Origin of the sequence: Flagellimonas profundi, assembly GCF_017313275.1 — a bacterium.
GTDB classification, from domain to species: domain Bacteria; phylum Bacteroidota; class Bacteroidia; order Flavobacteriales; family Flavobacteriaceae; genus Flagellimonas; species Flagellimonas profundi.
Map to the genome: position 1 here is coordinate 624,196 of NZ_JAFLNM010000001.1, position 18,734 is coordinate 642,929.

The following is an 18,734-nucleotide window of genomic DNA, read 5'->3' on the forward strand; positions in this document are numbered from 1 at the left end:
AGTACCATGAACCTAAAATTAAAATTGGCATATGTAATATTGGTATGCCTGATGTATTCTTGTGGCTCCACGCAAGATGTAGTTTATTTTCAAGACGCTACCCAATTTGAAACATTGGTTGATGATAATACGTTTACTTCCAAGTTTAAAGTAGATGATTTGGTCAGTATTCATGTTTCTACGTTAGATCCAGAAGCCAGTGCTCCCTTTAATTTATTTCGGGGTGCCGAAGAAGGAGGGTTGTCCATGCGTCCGGAACAAGTTAACTATTTGGTGGATGAAAATGGAGAAATTGACTTTCCTGTAATCGGAAAAATAAAGATTGAAGGTCTATCCCCAAGTGAAACTAAAGCATTATTGAGGGAAAAATTGTCAGATTATTTGAAGGATCCCATTATTAATATTAGGATTCGAAATTTTACAGTGACTATTTTGGGAGCTGTTAATCGTCCTGGGACTTACCCCATCAATGGTGAACAAATTACGATTATGGAGGCTTTGGGGTATGCCGGAGATATCAATATTAAAGGTAGACGAGACAATGTGATGGTAATCAGGGATTTTGACGGAACCAAGGTCTATAATAGAATAAATCTCAATAGCAAGGATGCTCTAAAATCACCAGTATACTATTTAACGCAAAACGACGTGGTATACATAGAGCCCAACAAATCAGGTAAAGTACAATCTAATTTGGATCAAAGAGCAAACATAACCTTTTCTATTGCCTCATTGTTGATTACTTCAACCATAATCCTGTTAACTAGAAATTAATATTTCAAATACCTTATTTCAACAGGTTAAATTAATACGCTCCAATTTATATGAACAATTCTGATTTTGATTTGAAAGCCCTTATAAATAAGTATTTGAAAAATTGGCATTGGTTTGCAATTGCAGTTGTAATTGCCTTGGTTCTTGCTTTTCTTAAGTTAAGATATACAACACCAAAGTATCAGTTAAATGCTAAAATTCAGGTGGTTGAAGAAAATAATTCGGTTTCAGAACTCAGTGTTTTAAAAGATTTGAATGTTTTTAGTGGTAAGGGAAGTACGGAAATGTCGGATGAAATAGAACTTTTAAAATCTCGAGATAATTTTATTAAGGTTGTTCAGAAATTAAAATTAAACGTCTCTTACCAATTATTGGGCAACTTAAGGAATACAGGAATTTATCCAAATTATCCAGTTGCTATTAATTTTTTGGCCGAAGATTCTATTCAAAACAAAAGTGAATTTTCATTTTACATTAAAATATTAAATGAAAATGAATTTACATATGCGGTTGAAGAAGATGCAGCCGAGAAAAGGATACCTTTTGGGTCCAACATCAAAACGAATGTTATTGGAGACATAATAATTACACCTAATATTGAGTATTTAAACAGATTTTTAAACCAGAATATTCTGGTAACGATCAGGCCTGTTCCTTTTGTTGCCCAAATTTACAGAACCAATGTAGAGGTGTCTACTGTTGATGAATTTTCTAGAATAATGAACATTTCTCTACAAGATGCTATTCCTCAACGTGGGATTGACGTACTTAACGCCTTGATACAGCAAAATAATGAAAATGAAATTCAGGATAAAAAAACTATTGCAGATAGAACCAGTCAATTCATAAATGATCGTATCGCGGATATTTATTCCGACCTTTCCTCTGTTGAGGAAACGGCTGAAACCTTTAAAGAAAGTAGAGGGATAGCTGATTTAGCATCGCAATCCAGTGTAAACTTTCAACAAAGTGCGGCTAGTGAAGCCGAACTGCAAAATGCAAATATTCAGTTGAATATTGCTTCTTCCATGCAAAATATGTTGAGTGAACAGGAAGGTTATGAGATTATACCAAATGCTGGCCTTACGGACCCTAGTATAGACAATATTGCTACACGTTATAATGAACTGGTTGCAAGAAGAAACCGGTTGTTGGAAAGTTCCAATGAAAGAAACCCTGTGATTGTGGAATTAGACCAACAATTGGAAAGTTTGAAACGTGGAATGCAGTCAAGTTTAAACAATGTTACCAACAACTTGAATTTGAGGGTCAATAGTTTGAGCAAACAATTGTCTCAGATCAATTCTAGAATCTACGCCACCCCAGGTGCCGAACGGGCATTGAGGAATATTTCTAGAGAACAGCAAACTACCGAGGGACTCTATATTTACTTGTTGCAAAAACGTGAAGAGGCACAAATCGCTTTTGCCTCTGCTTCACCCAAAGCAAGAATTGTTGACAATGCTTATTTGGCAAATCCATTGCCTGTGGAACCCAAACGGATGATAACCTATCTAGCGGCGCTTATTCTTGGATTGATAGTTCCATTTTCAGTAATTTATGTCAAAGACCAGTTGGACAATAAGGTCCATAACAAATTGGATTTGGAGCATATTGCCGGAGACATCCCCGTAATTGTGGAGATTCCCAAATTGGGAAAAAAGGATACAAGATTGGTCAAAAAAGAAGATAGATCTGTTTTAGCGGAATCCTTGAGAATATTACGGACCAATTTGAACTATATTCAGAAGTCTCATAAATCCACCTTCAATAACATCATATTCATTACATCGAGTGTACCGGGAGAAGGCAAAACCTTGCTTTCTTCTAACCTAGCTGCTATTTATGCCAATACAGGGAAAAAAGTTTTGCTTATCGGTGCCGATATCAGAAACCCTAAGCTATATGACTTCTTTACTACTGATGACATGGTTAAGACCGATAAAATGAAGCCAAGAAGAAGCACTAAGGATGGTTTGACCGAATACCTTGTCAATTCTAAATTGACCATTCATGATATAACCAATCCTGCTCAAGTCAATGAAAATTCGATTGATATTATATTTTCAGGGAAAATTCCACCCAACCCATCAGAGTTATTAATGAAGGATAGAATGGGCGACCTATTTGAAAGAGCATCCGAACTTTATGATTATGTAATCGTGGACACCGCACCATTAATGGTTGTGACTGATACACTGTTGATTAGTGAATATGCAAGTCAAATTCTTTATGTGGTCAAAGCAAACAGCACGGAGAAGAAGGTACTTGACTTCCCGGTTAAACTTAAAGCCGAAGGAAAACTTAAAGGTTTGTCTTTCGTTGTAAACAACGTAAAGCAAAACAATTTAGGCTACGGCGGAAAATATGGTTACGGCTATGGGAAATCCACGAAAAAATGGTGGAAATTCGCTTGATCAATAAAAAGTTTGAATCGTATTTTCAATAATGGGAAGTAACCTATTCAATATTTTTTTGGATAGCTTGATTTCTTTTAACAAACCAAGCTGTCTCAGGTTATGGACATCGGTTCCCACAAAATCTATTAAATCGTCTTTCAATAATTTTTCGGCCATTTTATGTACTTCTAGACCATAAGATTCTGAACTTAGGGAAAGCAAATTGAGTTGGAATAAAATGCCATTTGATTTCATCGAAGGATACTTACCATATTTTCCATGATAGTACATGTACCTTTCAGGATGGGCTAAAATTGGAAAAAATCGGTGTTTGGCGATTTGTTCAACGGCGGTGTCAAAATTAAAAGAGGGTTGAAGATAGGACATTTCAATAAGTAGATACTCGTTTTTTAATGGCATGACCTTTTGATCCTCCAGAATGTTTTCAAAGTTATCATCGATCATGTGCTCCGCAGCACAATCAATCTTAAAGTCCGACAACCCCTTTCTTTTCAGTTCAAAAGTGAGTTCGTTGTATGCATCTCCAATGGTTTTGGGGGTGTTGTCATAATGATTGTGCATGATATGGGGAGTGCATATAAAATTGGTCGTACCGAACGCTGCAAACCCATCCAGTAACGCTATGGATTCGTCTACCGTTTTTGCTCCATCGTCAATACCAGGGAGTAGATGATTGTGTATATCTACCAGACCATGTAAATAATCGGCCAAATAAACCTTTCTTTCAAAAAAACTGAACATGCATAAAATTTGGACTGCAAAGATAATGGATCTAGCAGGTCATTTAATATGATAAAACTCAAATAAAAATGTTTGTTGGATATTAAAACAAAAAACCGGCCTTTTTTAAGGCCGGCTCGATAGAATCACTACTTAATGTATCTTATAACTAAACTCAGTAGCTAAGATAAGCCTTAATTTAATCCATTAGGATTAACAAAAGATCAAAAAGGTTAATGAAAGATTAATAGGATTAACCAAGGGGTAAATAGCTGGTAATTTTTTGTTTATTTAGCGGTATGCTGACGAGGAGAAACCTTTATGTCGTTGTTTTTGTGATTGCTGTAATTGGCCTTTTGGTGGTACAGTACCAATATCTAAGGGTTGGTTTGGGTTTGGCAAAGGCCCAATTTTCCGATAAGATTGATAAGGCCAGGGAAAACATCAACAGTGAATTATCGGAGGTGAATTCGTTGACCTATACTTTGGGAAACGCGATTAGAAAAGATACATCCGAAGTAAAAATTGGGTTGGACAGTCTTGAAAAGGCATCCCAATACTATTTAAACGATTACATTTCTTATCAGTTGAATGTTTCAGGAATAGATGCACCTTTTTCCTATACGCTCTATTCACGCGATTCCATAACCTATTTGAGTTCGGTTCGCCCTCACCTCAAAGCACAGGACAACTTAACCTATCCAATGAAAATCGAAGGGTACCTACCAGAATTGCTCCAAAAGGAAATTATCTTGGAAATCGGTTTTGAGGACTTGAACAAATATTTTTTAGGCCAATTAAGAGGATTGATCATTCCCGGGCTGTTGTTTCTATTACTGATCATTATTGTGGTAGTATGGGTGCTGAAATCATTTTACTTGCAACGGAGCATGATTACCACTACCAATGATTTTATCAATAACCTTACCCACGAGCTCAAAACCCCTGTTTTTTCAATAGGGTTGGCAAGTAAGATTTTGGAAGAAGATGTTCCTGAAAACAAAAAGGCCGTTGTGGAACTCATACGTAAAGAGTCGGATAGGTTAAAAACACATATCGACAAGGTTTTGGAACTGGCAAGTATGGAGTCGGGCAAAAAGTTGCTGCAATTTCAAGAAATCGACTTTCGAACTGATTTAAAGAATATATGCGAGAGCTTCACTATTCTTTCTGAGCACAATGCCATTGATTTTGATTATGAATTGGAAGAAGGGCCTTATTACATCCGTGCCGAAAAGTTCCATTTGGAAAATGTAATTGGAAACCTTTTGGAAAATGCACGAAAATATTCAGATGATCCAAAGGTTAAATTAACAGCCAACAAGCATAAAGGATGGCTCGTTATAAAAATCATGGACAATGGTCCTGGGATTGCCAAGGATGACATCAAAAAAATATTCAGTAAGTATTACAGGGTAAAAAATGGTGATTTGCACAAGGTAAAAGGATATGGCCTAGGATTATATTATGTGCAAAAGATAATAAAAATGCACCGTGGAAAAATTACAGTGGAAAGCGAACTGGGAAAAGGAACAACATTTATCTTATCCCTAAAATTGACCAAAAATGGATAAAACATACAAATTGCTTTTGGTAGAAGATGATAATGCCCTGGGGTACTTGCTCTCGGAATATTTAGGAATGAAAGGATTTTCCATTACGTGGGCCAAAGACGCTTCAGAAGCCCTGGTAAAAACCAAAACAAACGTATTCGACCTGGCTATTTTGGATGTGATGCTTCCTGATATGGACGGGTTTGAGCTTTCCCAAAAAATCAAGAGCTTGAATCCAGAGCTACCCTTTATATTTTTAACGGCCCGATCGCTTAAAATTGATGTTTTAAAAGGGTTTTCCCTTGGTGCGGTGGATTATCTGAAAAAACCAATTGATGAGGAAGAACTTGTGGTGCGCATCAATGCACTCTTGTCCAGACTGGTTGCGGACCAGGAACAAGAAGCCCATGTCTCCCAATACGAAATAGGGGAGTATGTGCTGCATATGGATAATTTTGAACTTAACTTTAAAGGGCAACCCATAAAACTGACGGGTAAGGAGTTTGATCTTTTGGCCTTATTGGCCAAAAACAAAAACCAATTGTGTACCCATAAGGAAATACTGACCACTGTTTGGGATAAGAATGATTATTTCAACAAGAAAAGTCTCAATGTATTTATCTCACATTTACGGAAACACCTGGGGCAGGACCCCAAACTTAGCATTGTTAATGTAAGTCGTCGTGGTTTTATGCTTCGGGAAGAAGATTAAAGAATGGGTGTTGTGGCTTGGTTTTTGCAGTATTCTTTTAAAATCAGGATACTCCATTAGTCTATATGTTCAAGTTTTTTAAAAATAGTTCTCACCGACCTTCGTTGCACGAATTAGATCATTTATATGGTCATACCATATGCAAATGCCCATTGCAAGAACAAATTTCATATTGTCAAAGACTTATTGAAAGAACAGAGTACCAATTGCAGCAATCCTGTCCTAAAAAAGATTCCAATCGTTTCAAGTGCTTAATAGATGCGGCACATCAAGAGCTTCAAATATTGAATGCCAAAAGAGTGTCTTAGAAGTCGATTTAACTTTAAAGGTTGGAAAAAATGATTTCTACCTGAGAAAACATTCGAAAAAATAGTAAGTTTAGGATTGAAAACTCTTATAAATGAAAAAGTCAATCCTCTTACTCGCTTTGTTGTCAATTTGTATCAATGCATCTGCTACGGAAACCAAACTTATGGTCCGGGCAAAGGCTAAAGATGCCAAGTTTGTAGGTAGTTCCATTGGAGGGGCACATATTATTATAAGAAACACTTTGAACGGACTTATTCTGGCAGAAGGCGAAACAACAGGTAGTACGGGAAATACCGACATCATAATGAGAAGCCCTCACGAGCGTTATACCCAACTATCGGATGATAAAACAGCTGGTTTTCTTGCGGTTGTGGATATTGATGAGCCCACTTTTGTACAAATTGAAGTAGTATCTCCCATCAACAAAAAAAACGCACAAATACATGCAAGTACTCAACTATGGCTTATCCCCGGAAAGGACATCCTGGGCGATGGTATAGTGGTTGAAATACCCGGCTTTGTAATAGACATTCTAAAACCCAATACGCATCAATATATTCCACTGGAAACTGTACCTGATTCGGGCTTGGTTATCGAAGCCAATATTGTGATGATGTGTGGTTGTCCCATTCAAAAAGATGGCCTTTGGGACTCCAACCTTATGGAAGTAAAAGCTATTGTAAAAAAGGATGGCGCAGCATTTAAGGAAGTGACTCTGGACAATCCTGAACAAAATACTTTTAAAGGTAATTTGGAAATTGAAGAAGTCGGCTATTATCAGATTACGGTATATGCCTATAATTCCAAAACAGGAAACACCGGTGTCGAGAAAATCAATTATGTGATCAGGGAGTAAGTTCTTTGTCAGCATAAACATTCAATCTTTTTTTGATTGATTTGATGGGTGAAAATTGGTACCTTTTGCATTCCAAACCCAACTAACTTGTTATGAAAAAGAACATTCCGTTCTACCTGTTGTTACTGATCTTAGCCGCAGCTTGTACTTCTGGCCCCAAGGCAGATTTATTGGAAGAGGGGATACCGGCACGAATGGCGGAATTTAGGAAAGGACAGGTTTCCGATGTAGTCTATTCATTGTCTTTTGATATTCCTGCAAAAAAAGAAATGCCCATTCCGACTCAATTACAGCTTGATTTGGAAATTAAAGACCTTTCCCAACCATTATACCTTGATTTTAATGCTGATGCATCCTTACTTAAAACTATTCGGGTAAATGGTGAAGGACAGCCTATCAATCATCAAAAGGAACACATCATTATTTCAGATAACCTTCAAAAGGGCCTCAATACCATCGAAATAACTTTTGATGCTGGGGAACTATCCTTAAACCGCAATGAAGATTATTTATACACACTTTTGGTTCCGGACAGGGCCAGCACCCTTTTTCCTTGTTTTGATCAACCCAACATCAAAGCACGTTATAATTTGGATGTAACCGTTCCCGAAAATTGGAAGGTGTTGGGCGGAGCCCCTTTAAAAGAAAGCATAAAAAAGGAGGGGAAGGTTCAACATATATTTGATCAAAGTGATTTGATGAGCACCTATTTGTTCTCGATGGTTGCCGGTACGTTTGAATCTGTCACGGAAAATCCTGGAATATTTGATATGACCTTGCTGTATCGTGAAACGGATTCGGCCAAAATAGATTATAGCATTCCCAATATTTTTGATTTGCACCAGCGCTCCGTTGATTTTTTGAAGGATTATACCCAATATGATTTTCCTTTTCAAAAGCTGGACTATGCGGCCATTCCAGGTTTTCAATATGGTGGAATGGAGCATGTAGGGGCCATACAATACCGTCAATCCTCTATTTTTTTGGATGAAAGTGCTACCGAACGCCGTCGTATGGGCAGCGCTAAACTTATAGCCCATGAAACTTCCCATATGTGGTTTGGCGATATGGTGACCATGGACTGGTTCAACGATGTATGGATGAAGGAGGTATTCGCAAATTTTATGGCCGATAAAATCATAAATCCCACCTTTCCGGATATCAACCATAGATTACAGTTTATGATTTCCCATTATGGAGGGGCTTACGGTGAGGATAGGACCAGGGGCACCAACCCTATTCGGCAAAACCTGGATAATTTGAAGAATGCAGGAAGCCTGTATGGTGGCATTATTTATAATAAAGCACCTATTATGATGCGCCAATTGGAAGCAGCCATAGGGGATAAGGCATTTCGGGACGGGATAAGGGAATATATTGCCACGTACGCCTATGGAAATGCCACCTGGACGGATTTGGTCAATATTTTGGATAAGCGCACACCCAAGGATTTAAAAACATGGAGCGATGTATGGGTGAACCAATCTGGAAGACCCATTTTAGAGCAAAACATTGATTATTCCGATGGAAAAATCAAAAACTTTACTATTTCCCAGTATGCTGAAGATGGAAGCGATAAACTATGGCCCCAATCTTTTGAGATAACCTTGGTATATCCGGATAGCACCCGAACTATTCCGGTAACCATTTTAGAAAAAAATACAAATCTTGATTTAGCTTTGGGATTACCCAAACCAGAAGCTATTATCTACAACTCCAATGCTTTTGGGTATGGTGTCTTTCCATTAAATGAATCGGACCTACAAATTATCCCAGCATTAAAAAACGAAGTAGCCAGAGGTTATGCCTATCTCAACACCTACGAGAATGTATTGACGGGCAATATTTCCCCGTCTAAAGCTCTTGACCTTTATATGGAAGGCGTTCTTCATGAGAAGAATGAATTGGTTCATGGATTGATCTGCGGGCGTGCCAGTAATATATTTTGGAGTTTCTTAAATGAGAGCCAGCGTGAGGAAAAACATGCTTTAATAGAGAATATGATTTGGAAAGAACTTCTGGATGATGCGTACAAGCCCAATATCAAAAAAAATATATTCGGACTTTGGAAAGGATTGGCATACTCCAATTCCGCAAAAGAAAAGCTTTATCGTATTTGGAACAAAAGTCTCGAAATCCCAAACCTAAAGCTGAATCAGGATGATTATACGAACATGGCCATGTCCTTGGCATTGTATGAACACGAGCAATCTGAAACCATATTGGAAAGAGCCAAGGAGCAATTAAAAAACCCCGATAAGGTGAAGCGTTTTGAGTTTTTAATGCCAGCCTTGTCTTCAGATGTTATAACTAGAGATGTCTTCTTCGAATCTTTCAAGGAAGCCAAAAACCGCGAAAAAGAATCTTGGGTGGTCACTGCATGTGGGTTTATGCATCATCCTTTGCGTCAAAAATCAGCAATTAGGCATGTGCCATTGGCATTGGATTTACTGGAAGAAATACAAAAAACAGGTGATATTTTCTTTCCAAAGCGATGGCTTTCTTCAACTGTGGGGCAATATCAGTCCAAAGAAGCTTTGGAACTTGTTGAAAAATACTTAAAGGAGCACCCCAATGTTAATTCTTCCTTAAAGGGAAAACTACTCCAATCAACAGATGATTTGTATCGCTTTGTAAATCAGGGATAAAGCATTTTTCCGTTTCTCTTATGTAACTTTAGTTACCGTAAAATCAGTATAAATAACTGTTTATCAGTTGTTTGATGACGAATGTCATTGGAATATAGAAACAGTGATTATACCTTGGTTCCGTTTTTAATTTTAATAAATACGAGTACCATGAAAAAGATTTTAATGTTGGTGTTTGTTGTTCTTGGAACAGTGACACTAATGGCACAGGACAGGGATAGGGACAGAGTCCAAGATCCCGATCAAGATCGAGACCGTTTAATGTTGGTTGATGGCGATGTTCTTCAAATTCGCGATCGAGACCAGATTCGTTTGCAGGACCCCATTACGCTAAACGATGGAACGGTTGTTAATCCTAACGGAACATATTTTACCCGAGATCGCGACAGACTTCGATTAAAAGATGGTGAATGTTTGGATAATGATGGAGTTAAGTACCGTAATGAGTACCAGTATCGTTACAAAGTGATGCAATCTGACAAAGGACTGACTGATGCTCAGATTCAGCAGCGTAACCAAAACAGATACCAATTAATGCTTATTGACGGAGATGTCTATCAAATTAGAACACAGTCACAAAATAGATTACAACAGCGACTTGAACTTGCCAATGGAATGTCCGTCAACCCAGATGGTACATACATGAACCAAGATCGTCAGCAGTTGAGGCTTCAGGATGGAGAATGCTTGAATTTGGCCGGTGAAAAATTCACCAATATGTACAAGCATCGTAAAATGATCATGCAAAAGAACATGAAGTCCATGAAAAACATGAAGTCCAAAAAATCCATGAACAAGGCTGCCCTCAAGAAAAAGGGAAATGTTATGTAATGGTTTAGGATAAAGGGCTTGACTACTATAAGCAGTCAGGCCCTTACCCTTTTAATTATAATTGAATTATCATGAAACGGTATGCACTCATAAGCGTTATTTTGTGTATAAGCGCTATAAATGTTGTATTTGCTCAAAAGACCGATAAGGAAAAGACCGATAGCGAAGATTCCTATATTTTAATGGATGTAAGTTATATGAACGATGCGGTTTTTATGGGTAGACGAGATTCCATAACTGCTCCGTACCTATTGCCTTCCATTGGATATTATGATAAATCTGGATTGTTTGCTGATGCCACGGTATCTTATCTTACAAGTTCGGTTGAGCAACGTGTAGATCTTTTTTATTTGACCGGAGGGTATTTGTTCGATTCCAATAATTGGAGCGGTGGTGTTTCTGGAACGGCTTATTTTTATAATGAAGAGAGTTACAATGTACAATCGGAGGTGGTCGCGGATATTACAGGATTGATCAGTTATGATTTTAAGTTGCTGGAACTATCGGTTTATGCCAGTTCCTATTTTAATAAGAACAGTTCACCTGATATATTTTTAGGGTTTATGGCGGATCATACCTTTAGGGCATTTGATGACCAAATGTTGTTTGCCCCGAGATTTTCGGTGTATGCGGGGTCCCAATACTTTTATGAAGAATACTATACCACCAGCCGGTTGGGTAACAGGAAAAGTAGTAGCAGTGGACAGGGTAGTGGCCCGGGAGGATCAATGGATTCAGGAACCGAGGTTACCACGGTCCAAATTGCCGAGGCATCCGAGTTTAATGTACTGAATATGGAATTGAGTTTTCCTTTCCAATATCATTTGGACCAATTTATTTTGTCTTTTACACCTACTTGGGCGTTTCCCCAGACCCCGGCAACCCTAACTACCGACACGGGTACATTTGAAGAGGATTTGGAAAATGTATTTTACTGGTCGGTAGGTTTGAGCTACTGGTTCAAAACCAATGAGAAGAATTAAGGGTTCTATTGGTTTTTGGGTAAATACAAGGTGATGGTTTTGCCCTTTGTGCTAATTTTATCCAAATGGCCCATGAACGTTTTGTCTTTCATTAAAAAATGAACGTGTACAAAACCATCCATATGTGTAAAAACTCCTTGATGATGTTCCGAATAAAATCCAATGAATTCTCCATGGGCATTCTCAAATGAAAATTTTTGCGATTTTATACCCTCCCTGTAGCCTTCAACTTCGGGTAAACGAGGGGTTACAATATGTGCTGTAACAGCATCAAATTCACCTTTTATTTTAAATGCGAAAGGTTGGTCCAGGTTATATCCATTTTCCTTGGCTATGGTAGCTACTTTTTCCTGAATGTCATGAACATTGTTCAAATCCCCCTCAATTTCAAAAATATCCCATTTGGATATATTGGAATACACAAAAAATGGGGAGCGGATGTCCCAATCTTTTCCTACTTCAAATGCTCCATCAATAAAGGCTGAGGCAACGTATGGTTTGCCGTTTACGACTGTGATTTCACCTTTCATTTTATCATAGGGGCCCATGCCATAGAGATGGGGTTTGTTGGAGATGGTGTCCAACCAAATGTTAAGGTCATAGGTAGTTCCCATATTTTTCATGGCTCCAATGGAATGCGTTTTTGGTAGTTGGGCACTCAATTGGATCATATATAAAAAGGCTGTAATCGTTAGAAAAAGATTCTTGTTTTTCATTTAATTTTCTTGGTTATAGAATTATGTTGAAAAGATAGCCTGAAACTATGATACAAAGCATTACTACTCCAAAGAATACCCCGATTAATTTAATCGTCATTACCTTTTTAAGGAGCATGGCCTCTGGAAGTGATAGCCCCACAACACCCATCATAAATGCAATTGCCGTACCTAAGGGAATCCCCTTATCTACTAAAACCTGAACAATGGGCAATATCCCCGATGCATTGGAATACATGGGTACAGCTAATATGGTGGCCACGGGAACTGCAAAAAGGTTGTCCTTGGACATATATTTTTCAAAAAAACCCTCAGGAACATAACCGTGCATTAGCCCCCCGATGGCTATCCCGATTATAACGTAGGGGAGGACTCCTTTCAATATTTTTAAGGCTTCGGCCCAAATAATGGGCAATCGTTTTTGAAATGGTTGTTTTTCTTCTTCAAATCGTTCTTGGTCTCTTTGTGCATTGGCAAGCACTTCCTTTACCCATGGTGTAAGAAACCTTTCCAGCTTCAACTTTTGAAGTATTACACCTGATACCGTCCCCAAGAACACACCGCTCAAAACATATAAAATGGTTGTTTGTACGCCAAAAAGTCCTACAAAAAGTCCAATGGCCACTTCATTCACCAAAGGTGATGTGACTAAAAAAGCAAAAGTGACCCCCAAGGGAATTCCTCCTCTCACAAAACCAATGAACAAGGGTACGGAAGAACAGGAACAAAAAGGAGTGACCACGCCAAAAAGGCTGGCCATTAGATACTCGGCACCATATAGTTTATTTCTGGAAAGATAATTTTTTACTCGGTCTATCGGAAAATAGCTATTGATGATTCCCATTAAAAATACTACTGTAAACAGCAGCAATACTATTTTGATACTGTCATAGATAAAGAAGTCTATTGCTTTGGCCAAGTGATTTTTGGGGCTCATCCCAAAAACATCATATACCAACCATTGGGCCATATGTTCTAGCCAATCAAACATTTAAGTTTTTTTCGAATTTATTGCAAGGTGGAAAGTACCTCTTCCTTCGATGGGACACGTCCCTTTATTACCACATTTCCGTCAACAACCAAAGCAGGGGTCATCATAACATTAAATTTCATGATGTCCTCGATATCCTCGACTTTCTCTATGGAGGCATCTATTTGATTTTCTTCAACAACGTCTTCAACAATACTGGTCAAGTTTTGACACTTGGGGCAGCCTGTACCTAAGATTTGGATGATATGTTTCATCGTTTTCATTTTTTGGTTTGCGATATATCAATGTGGCTTAATCGCAAATTTACGATAAAGAACAGCTGCAAACTGTGACAAATGTCACAGTCGCACACTTTTTAAAATAAGACAAACGCTTTTATATGCCATCTTTCAGGGTGTCAATACACTTAATTTGTTGCAGGACTTTTTAATTGTCTTTTAATCGAATTTTTTTAGAAGGGGTCTTCATAATGTCCAAATTGAAAGGATATACGAACCATCCATTTTGCCAAATGCTATGTTTCGCATGGGGCAGGTGGTGCCAATCAGAGATTTATGAGCAATGAATTTATACTGAATTTTACCCCCACAGGTATGATTCCGACTAAGGATATGACGCCTCACGTTCCTATTTCGGTTTCGGAAATTGTTGAAGATGTTCACCAGGCCTCGGAAATTGGTATAACCATGGTGCACCTGCATGCAAGAGATGAGACTACGGGTGTTCCAACATATAAAAAAGAGATTTATGCCCAAATTGTGGAAGGTATCCGTAAGTATGCTCCTGAATTGGTTATTTGTCTGTCCCTGAGCGGCAGAAACTTTAGTGAAATTGAATTCCGGAGCGATCCATTGCTATTGGAAGGTGATTTAAAACCTGATATGGGAAGCTTAACCTTGAGTTCATTGAATTTCAATAAAACAGCCAGCGTTAATTCTCCCGATACTGTTATGGCCTTGGCCAGCATTATGAAGGAAAAAGGAATTATTCCCGAGCTGGAGGCTTTCGACATAGGTATGATAAACTATGCTAAGTATCTAGAAAAGAAAAAACTGATAGAACCGCCATACTATTTTAATCTGTTGTTTGGAAATATTGCTTGTTCCCAAGCCAACTTATTACACTCCGGTGTTATGATCAACGACCTTCCTCAAGATTCACTGTGGAGTTTGGCGGGAATCGGTAACGAACAGTTGAAAATGAATTCGTTATCCTTGGCATTTGGGGGAGGAGTACGAGTAGGGATCGAGGACAATATTTGGTATGATTCCAAGAGGACGATATTGGCAAAAAACTCAGAGTTATTAAAACGGATTCATGTCATAGCCGATGCCAATGAAAGAACATTGATGTCTCCCAAGGATTTTCGGGTCAAAATGAACCTTGCCAAGGGGTTTGGTGAATATGGTAGGGCTTTTCAAAGCAATTGACATATGAAGATCGAGAAAAACAAAAAAGTTTCCGGTTTTGATAGGTACTGGGGAATTGTCCGTAACGGTCTGTTTCTTTTAGGGCTTCGTAATCGGCTTGCAAAATTGGGTATTGATGTTGCTCCATATTATTGGGTTCAGGAAGAAACAGAACCTTGTGCGGAGCCTATTATTAAAGACGATGCTACTTATACAGTAAGATATTTAAACCAGGATGAGCTTAGGAAAGTTTGTCACCTGGAACCAGGTGAAGATTATGATAGAATGATGGAAGGTGTTGAAAAAGGACAATTGATCATAGGTCTCGAAACCAGTAACAAGATCGCAGCTTATACTTTTGTGGAACTTAATGATTTTGATTTCAAAGGGAGGAGGTTTGAATTGGGACCTAATGAAGCTTACCTATTGAACATGTGGACCTTCCATGAGTACCGAGGTAAAAACTTAGCCCCATATTTACGCTATCAAGCCTATCAATTACTACGTGAAAAAGGTATAGACGTGAAGTACAGTATCACAAACTATTTTAATAAATCATCGATCAAGTTTAAAAATAAATTGAATTCCAAGCATCTCTATCTTTATTTGTGCGTCGTACTTTTTAAAAGGTACACCTGGAATTTTACACTTCGTAAATACTAATATTTATTTTACATTAAACTCGTATTATCTGCTAATACACAGGGAAAATCGAATCTACTTTCCGATGCAAAAAGTAACAATATTTTATTTTACTGGGCTTGCAGACTTGTGAGACACAAATGAGAAACAAAACAAGATTTTTGCTTACTTCTATACAATTATTGAAACAATATTAATAAATTTTATATCACTTGCTTTAAATTGATAAAGAATTATGTGCTTTTTATTTCCTTAAATATTAAAATAAATTTTTGTTATATTTCCAAAAACTTTGAAGGTGTATGATAAATTTTCCATTAGTGGCCGGAACGCTCGCTTCAATGCTCCATGTAATTTCTGGGCCAGATCATTTGGCAGCAGTAACACCATTGGTAATCGAAACTAAAAGGAAAGCATGGAAAATCGGCTTATTTTGGGGACTTGGACACTTATTCGGTATGCTTTTAATTGGTGTTTTATTTTTTTTATTTAAAGATGTTATTCCCATAGAAAGTATTTCAGAATATAGTGAGCAGTTAGTGGCCATAGTACTGATTGGTGTTGGCTTATGGGTGTTTTATCGCATTTTTAATCAGAAAAAGAAGCACCTACATCCACATGTGCATCATGGGACTGAAACCTATGTTCATATTCACGAACACGAACATATTCATTCGGATGGGCATCACCATACACACAATAAAATTGTAAAACAGGATGTGTTATCTTCTTTAGGAATTGGTTTTTTACATGGATTAGCTGGTGTAGCCCATTTTCTATTGCTTTTACCAGTATTAGGCTTTAAAGATAATTCCGAGGGTGTTCAGTATATCCTTGGGTTCGCCATTGGAACTGTATTAGCGATGTCAGCCTATGCGTTAATTCTAGGTAGATTAACGACATATTCGAAGCATCAGCACAATGATAATTTCTTTAAAGGAATTCGTTTAGCTGGTGGGCTATTTGCTTTGGTAATAGGTTTTTACTGGCTTTACTTAAGTCTTTAAGTTACAAATTACAAGTCTATGATTTCCAGTATCTGCAATAAATAATTGATTGTTATGTGTAGTTATTGAAAAAGGCCAATAAATAGCACTTTGCGTTCCTGTTAAGTTACCTTTATACTCACTACTTGTTTGAAAGTTAGGTCGTCCAATTAAACCATCCGCACCTTTGTTATTTTCTTCAGGAATCTTATCAAAAACTAAAATCCTACTATTGCCTGTATCATTTACTAAAATACCTTCTTCATAGAAACAGGTATCATAAGTCCAGTTTAAGGTATTATTTTCAGGTGAAAGCCTAAATTGATTCTGTCCAGAATTGTCAAAATTTTCCTGACCTATAATAATATCTGACTGTTTATTAGGGGCTTCATTCTTATCCTTCCAAATTAAAATCCTATAATATTGCGTGTCCGCTATTGCTAAAACTCCCTCTTTATTTATTTTAATCGAATATGGCCAAATAGGATCTTTATTTTCATAGTCTCTTGTACTAAAGTCGGCTTTACCAATAACCTTATCTGCTTTGGAAAAATTTTCGGTGGGTATAACCTTAAAAAATAATACACGTCTATTACCTGTATCTGCAATCCAAAGACTTTTGCCATCAGAAAATACACCATAAGGCCAATTTAAAGTATCCGCTCTAGGGCTAGCTGCTTGGCCTTTAACATTGGGTTGATTATTTTCAAAATCTGGTTGCCCTAGAACTACATCAGCTGGTTGTGCATTTACTGTTGGAATGTTATGCCAAATTAAAACGCGATGATTCCAAGCATCTGCAACAATTAACATTTTGCCATCGCTCCAAACACCAGAAGGATACTGTAACGTTTTGGAAGAGACTAGGGAATCTGAATTTCTGCCTGAATCTTCAATGACTTCTTGACCTAAAATAACATCTGGTTCTTGAAACTCAGTAACAGGAATAGTATGCCAAATAAATACACGATTTTGCCCAGTATCAGAAACAAATAACATATTATTAGCTACAAAAACACCTCTTGGTGCTAAAAAAGGTTTTTGTTTTGAACCTTTAAAAACATAGGAGTTTGTGACTTTATCACCTAAAGTAGAATAATCCATAGGCTAACAAATTCTTGGCAACTGTTCTCCTGGAAGCATACTTACCATGCGTTTGCCACCAATGGCGCTCTCCAAAATCACTTGTTTTGGGTGTGCTTCAACAACAGTTCCTATAATTTTCGCATTGGTGCCATTTTCATCCTTTTGTAAGGTTTCTACAAATGAATTGGCTATAGAAGCATCAACAAAGCTTAAAAATAACCCTTCATTTGCGACATATAACGGATCTAACCCTAATAATTCACAGGCACTTGCTACTTGACTATCTATTGGTAAATCTTTCTGAAAAATATCAATTCCAATATTAGAAGACAAAGCAATTTCTTTTAAAACTGTAGCCACGCCGCCACGGGTTGGATCGGTTAATAAATGAATAGCTGAACCAAACCCATCTATTAATCTTGAAATAGTATGATTCAAATTTATAGTATCGCTTTCAATGGTGGAATCAAACTCCAATCCTTCGCGAACTGACATAATAGCCATACCGTGTGTTGCTATGTTACCACTAACAATAATTTTATCTCCAATTTTGATATTCTTTTCACTGATATGCGCTTTTGGGTGAATGTTACCAATACCGGAGGTATTGATAAATACTTTATCGCCTTTGCCTTTTTCTACTACTTTAGTATCCCCTGTAACTACTTTTACATCCGCTTTCTCGCAAGCATTCTTTATGGCAACTAAAATCTCCCAAAACTCTGTCATTTTAAGGCCTTCTTCTATGATAAAACTTAAGGATAAATACTTTGGAGTAGCACCACACATGGCTAAATCATTCACGGTGCCGTTAACCGCTAGTTCGCCAATATTTCCACCGGGAAAGAAAATAGGAGATACTAAAAAACTATCTGTAGAAAATGCCATTTTTCCATTCATTTCTAAAAAGGCACCATCATGTCTTTCATTAAGAATATCATTACTTAATACATCAAAAACACCACTGTCCAGTAGCTTATTGGTTAATGTGCCGCCACTACCATGCCCAAGTGTTATAACATCGAAGTCTAATTTTGGCATTGGGCATTGCAGCTGCATTCGTATTTTCTTTGAATCCGACATTTATTTTTATTTAAA

The 18,734-nt window shown here is 37.5% G+C and carries 17 protein-coding genes; 11 read left to right on the forward strand and 6 right to left on the reverse strand.

Annotation, left to right across the window (positions count from 1 at the left end):
* The first annotated feature begins 6 nt into the window (after positions 1-6).
* Together J0654_RS02735 and J0654_RS02740 are read left to right on the forward strand one after the other, a co-directional pair.
* Positions 7-774, forward strand: a complete 768-nt coding sequence (locus tag J0654_RS02735; protein WP_207026234.1) for a polysaccharide biosynthesis/export family protein — start codon at positions 7-9, stop codon at positions 772-774.
* 50 nt (positions 775-824) lie between these two features.
* Positions 825-3,191 (forward strand): GumC family protein, encoded by a 2,367-nt coding sequence (locus J0654_RS02740; RefSeq protein WP_207026235.1) that lies wholly within the window; start codon positions 825-827, stop codon positions 3,189-3,191.
* On the opposite strand, the gene J0654_RS02745 is transcribed toward J0654_RS02740, so the two are convergent.
* A complete protein-coding gene (locus tag J0654_RS02745) occupies positions 3,192-3,935 on the reverse strand; it encodes a tyrosine-protein phosphatase (protein WP_207026236.1) in 744 nt (247 codons plus the stop codon).
* A gap of 278 nt (positions 3,936-4,213) precedes the next feature.
* Between J0654_RS02745 and J0654_RS02750 the strand changes: the two genes are divergently transcribed.
* The 6 genes from J0654_RS02750 to J0654_RS02775 all read left to right on the forward strand — a co-directional run bounded on the left by J0654_RS02750 (position 4,214) and on the right by J0654_RS02775 (position 11,806).
* Positions 4,214-5,488 (forward strand): sensor histidine kinase, encoded by a 1,275-nt coding sequence (locus J0654_RS02750; protein WP_207026237.1) that lies wholly within the window; start codon positions 4,214-4,216, stop codon positions 5,486-5,488.
* The gene (locus tag J0654_RS02755; RefSeq protein ID WP_207026238.1) at positions 5,481-6,179 is read left to right on the forward strand and encodes a response regulator transcription factor; all 699 of its coding nucleotides are present in this window, start codon (positions 5,481-5,483) and stop codon (positions 6,177-6,179) included. Before J0654_RS02750 ends, J0654_RS02755 begins: the two co-directional genes overlap by 8 nt.
* Before the next feature lie 400 nt (positions 6,180-6,579).
* Positions 6,580-7,344: a hypothetical protein gene (locus J0654_RS02760; RefSeq protein WP_207026239.1), complete on the forward strand. Its 765-nt coding sequence runs from the start codon at positions 6,580-6,582 to the stop codon at positions 7,342-7,344.
* 92 nt (positions 7,345-7,436) lie between these two features.
* Positions 7,437-9,992: a M1 family metallopeptidase gene (locus J0654_RS02765; protein ID WP_207026240.1), complete on the forward strand. Its 2,556-nt coding sequence runs from the start codon at positions 7,437-7,439 to the stop codon at positions 9,990-9,992.
* A 150-nt stretch (positions 9,993-10,142) separates the two neighbouring features.
* Positions 10,143-10,823 (forward strand): DUF6799 domain-containing protein, encoded by a 681-nt coding sequence (locus J0654_RS02770; RefSeq protein WP_207026241.1) that lies wholly within the window; start codon positions 10,143-10,145, stop codon positions 10,821-10,823.
* A 71-nt stretch (positions 10,824-10,894) separates the two neighbouring features.
* Positions 10,895-11,806, forward strand: coding sequence for a hypothetical protein (locus tag J0654_RS02775; RefSeq protein ID WP_207026242.1), 912 nt, complete (start codon positions 10,895-10,897; stop codon positions 11,804-11,806).
* Positions 11,807-11,811: 5 nt separating this feature from the next.
* On the opposite strand, the gene J0654_RS02780 is transcribed toward J0654_RS02775, so the two are convergent.
* From J0654_RS02780 to J0654_RS02790, 3 genes are read right to left on the reverse strand one after another with little or no spacing between them, the layout of a single operon-like run.
* Positions 11,812-12,522 (reverse strand): acetolactate decarboxylase, encoded by a 711-nt coding sequence (locus tag J0654_RS02780; RefSeq protein WP_207026243.1) that lies wholly within the window; start codon positions 12,520-12,522, stop codon positions 11,812-11,814.
* A 13-nt stretch (positions 12,523-12,535) separates the two neighbouring features.
* Positions 12,536-13,513, reverse strand: a complete 978-nt coding sequence (locus J0654_RS02785; RefSeq protein ID WP_237685870.1) for a permease — start codon at positions 13,511-13,513, stop codon at positions 12,536-12,538.
* Between the two features lie 17 nt (positions 13,514-13,530).
* Positions 13,531-13,767, reverse strand: coding sequence for a thioredoxin family protein (locus tag J0654_RS02790; RefSeq protein ID WP_207026244.1), 237 nt, complete (start codon positions 13,765-13,767; stop codon positions 13,531-13,533).
* Positions 13,768-14,067: 300 nt separating this feature from the next.
* Between J0654_RS02790 and J0654_RS02795 the strand changes: the two genes are divergently transcribed.
* The 3 genes from J0654_RS02795 (at position 14,068) to J0654_RS02805 (ending at position 16,571) form a co-directional block, all read left to right on the forward strand.
* Positions 14,068-14,943, forward strand: coding sequence for a beta-keto acid cleavage family enzyme (locus J0654_RS02795; protein ID WP_207026245.1), 876 nt, complete (start codon positions 14,068-14,070; stop codon positions 14,941-14,943).
* Between the two features lie 3 nt (positions 14,944-14,946).
* The gene (locus tag J0654_RS02800) at positions 14,947-15,585 is read left to right on the forward strand and encodes a GNAT family N-acetyltransferase (protein WP_207026246.1); all 639 of its coding nucleotides are present in this window, start codon (positions 14,947-14,949) and stop codon (positions 15,583-15,585) included.
* 299 nt (positions 15,586-15,884) lie between these two features.
* Positions 15,885-16,571 (forward strand): urease accessory protein UreH domain-containing protein, encoded by a 687-nt coding sequence (locus tag J0654_RS02805; protein WP_207026247.1) that lies wholly within the window; start codon positions 15,885-15,887, stop codon positions 16,569-16,571.
* Here J0654_RS02805 and J0654_RS02810 read toward each other — a convergent pair.
* Positions 16,560-17,654 (reverse strand): NHL repeat-containing protein, encoded by a 1,095-nt coding sequence (locus tag J0654_RS02810; protein WP_207026248.1) that lies wholly within the window; start codon positions 17,652-17,654, stop codon positions 16,560-16,562. The genes J0654_RS02805 and J0654_RS02810 overlap by 12 nt on opposite strands.
* A 3-nt stretch (positions 17,655-17,657) precedes the next feature.
* On the reverse strand, positions 17,658-18,719 hold the full coding sequence (hypE, locus tag J0654_RS02815) for a hydrogenase expression/formation protein HypE (protein WP_237685871.1): 1,062 nt from the start codon (positions 18,717-18,719) through the stop codon (positions 17,658-17,660).
* Between the last annotated feature and the right edge of the window lie 15 nt (positions 18,720-18,734).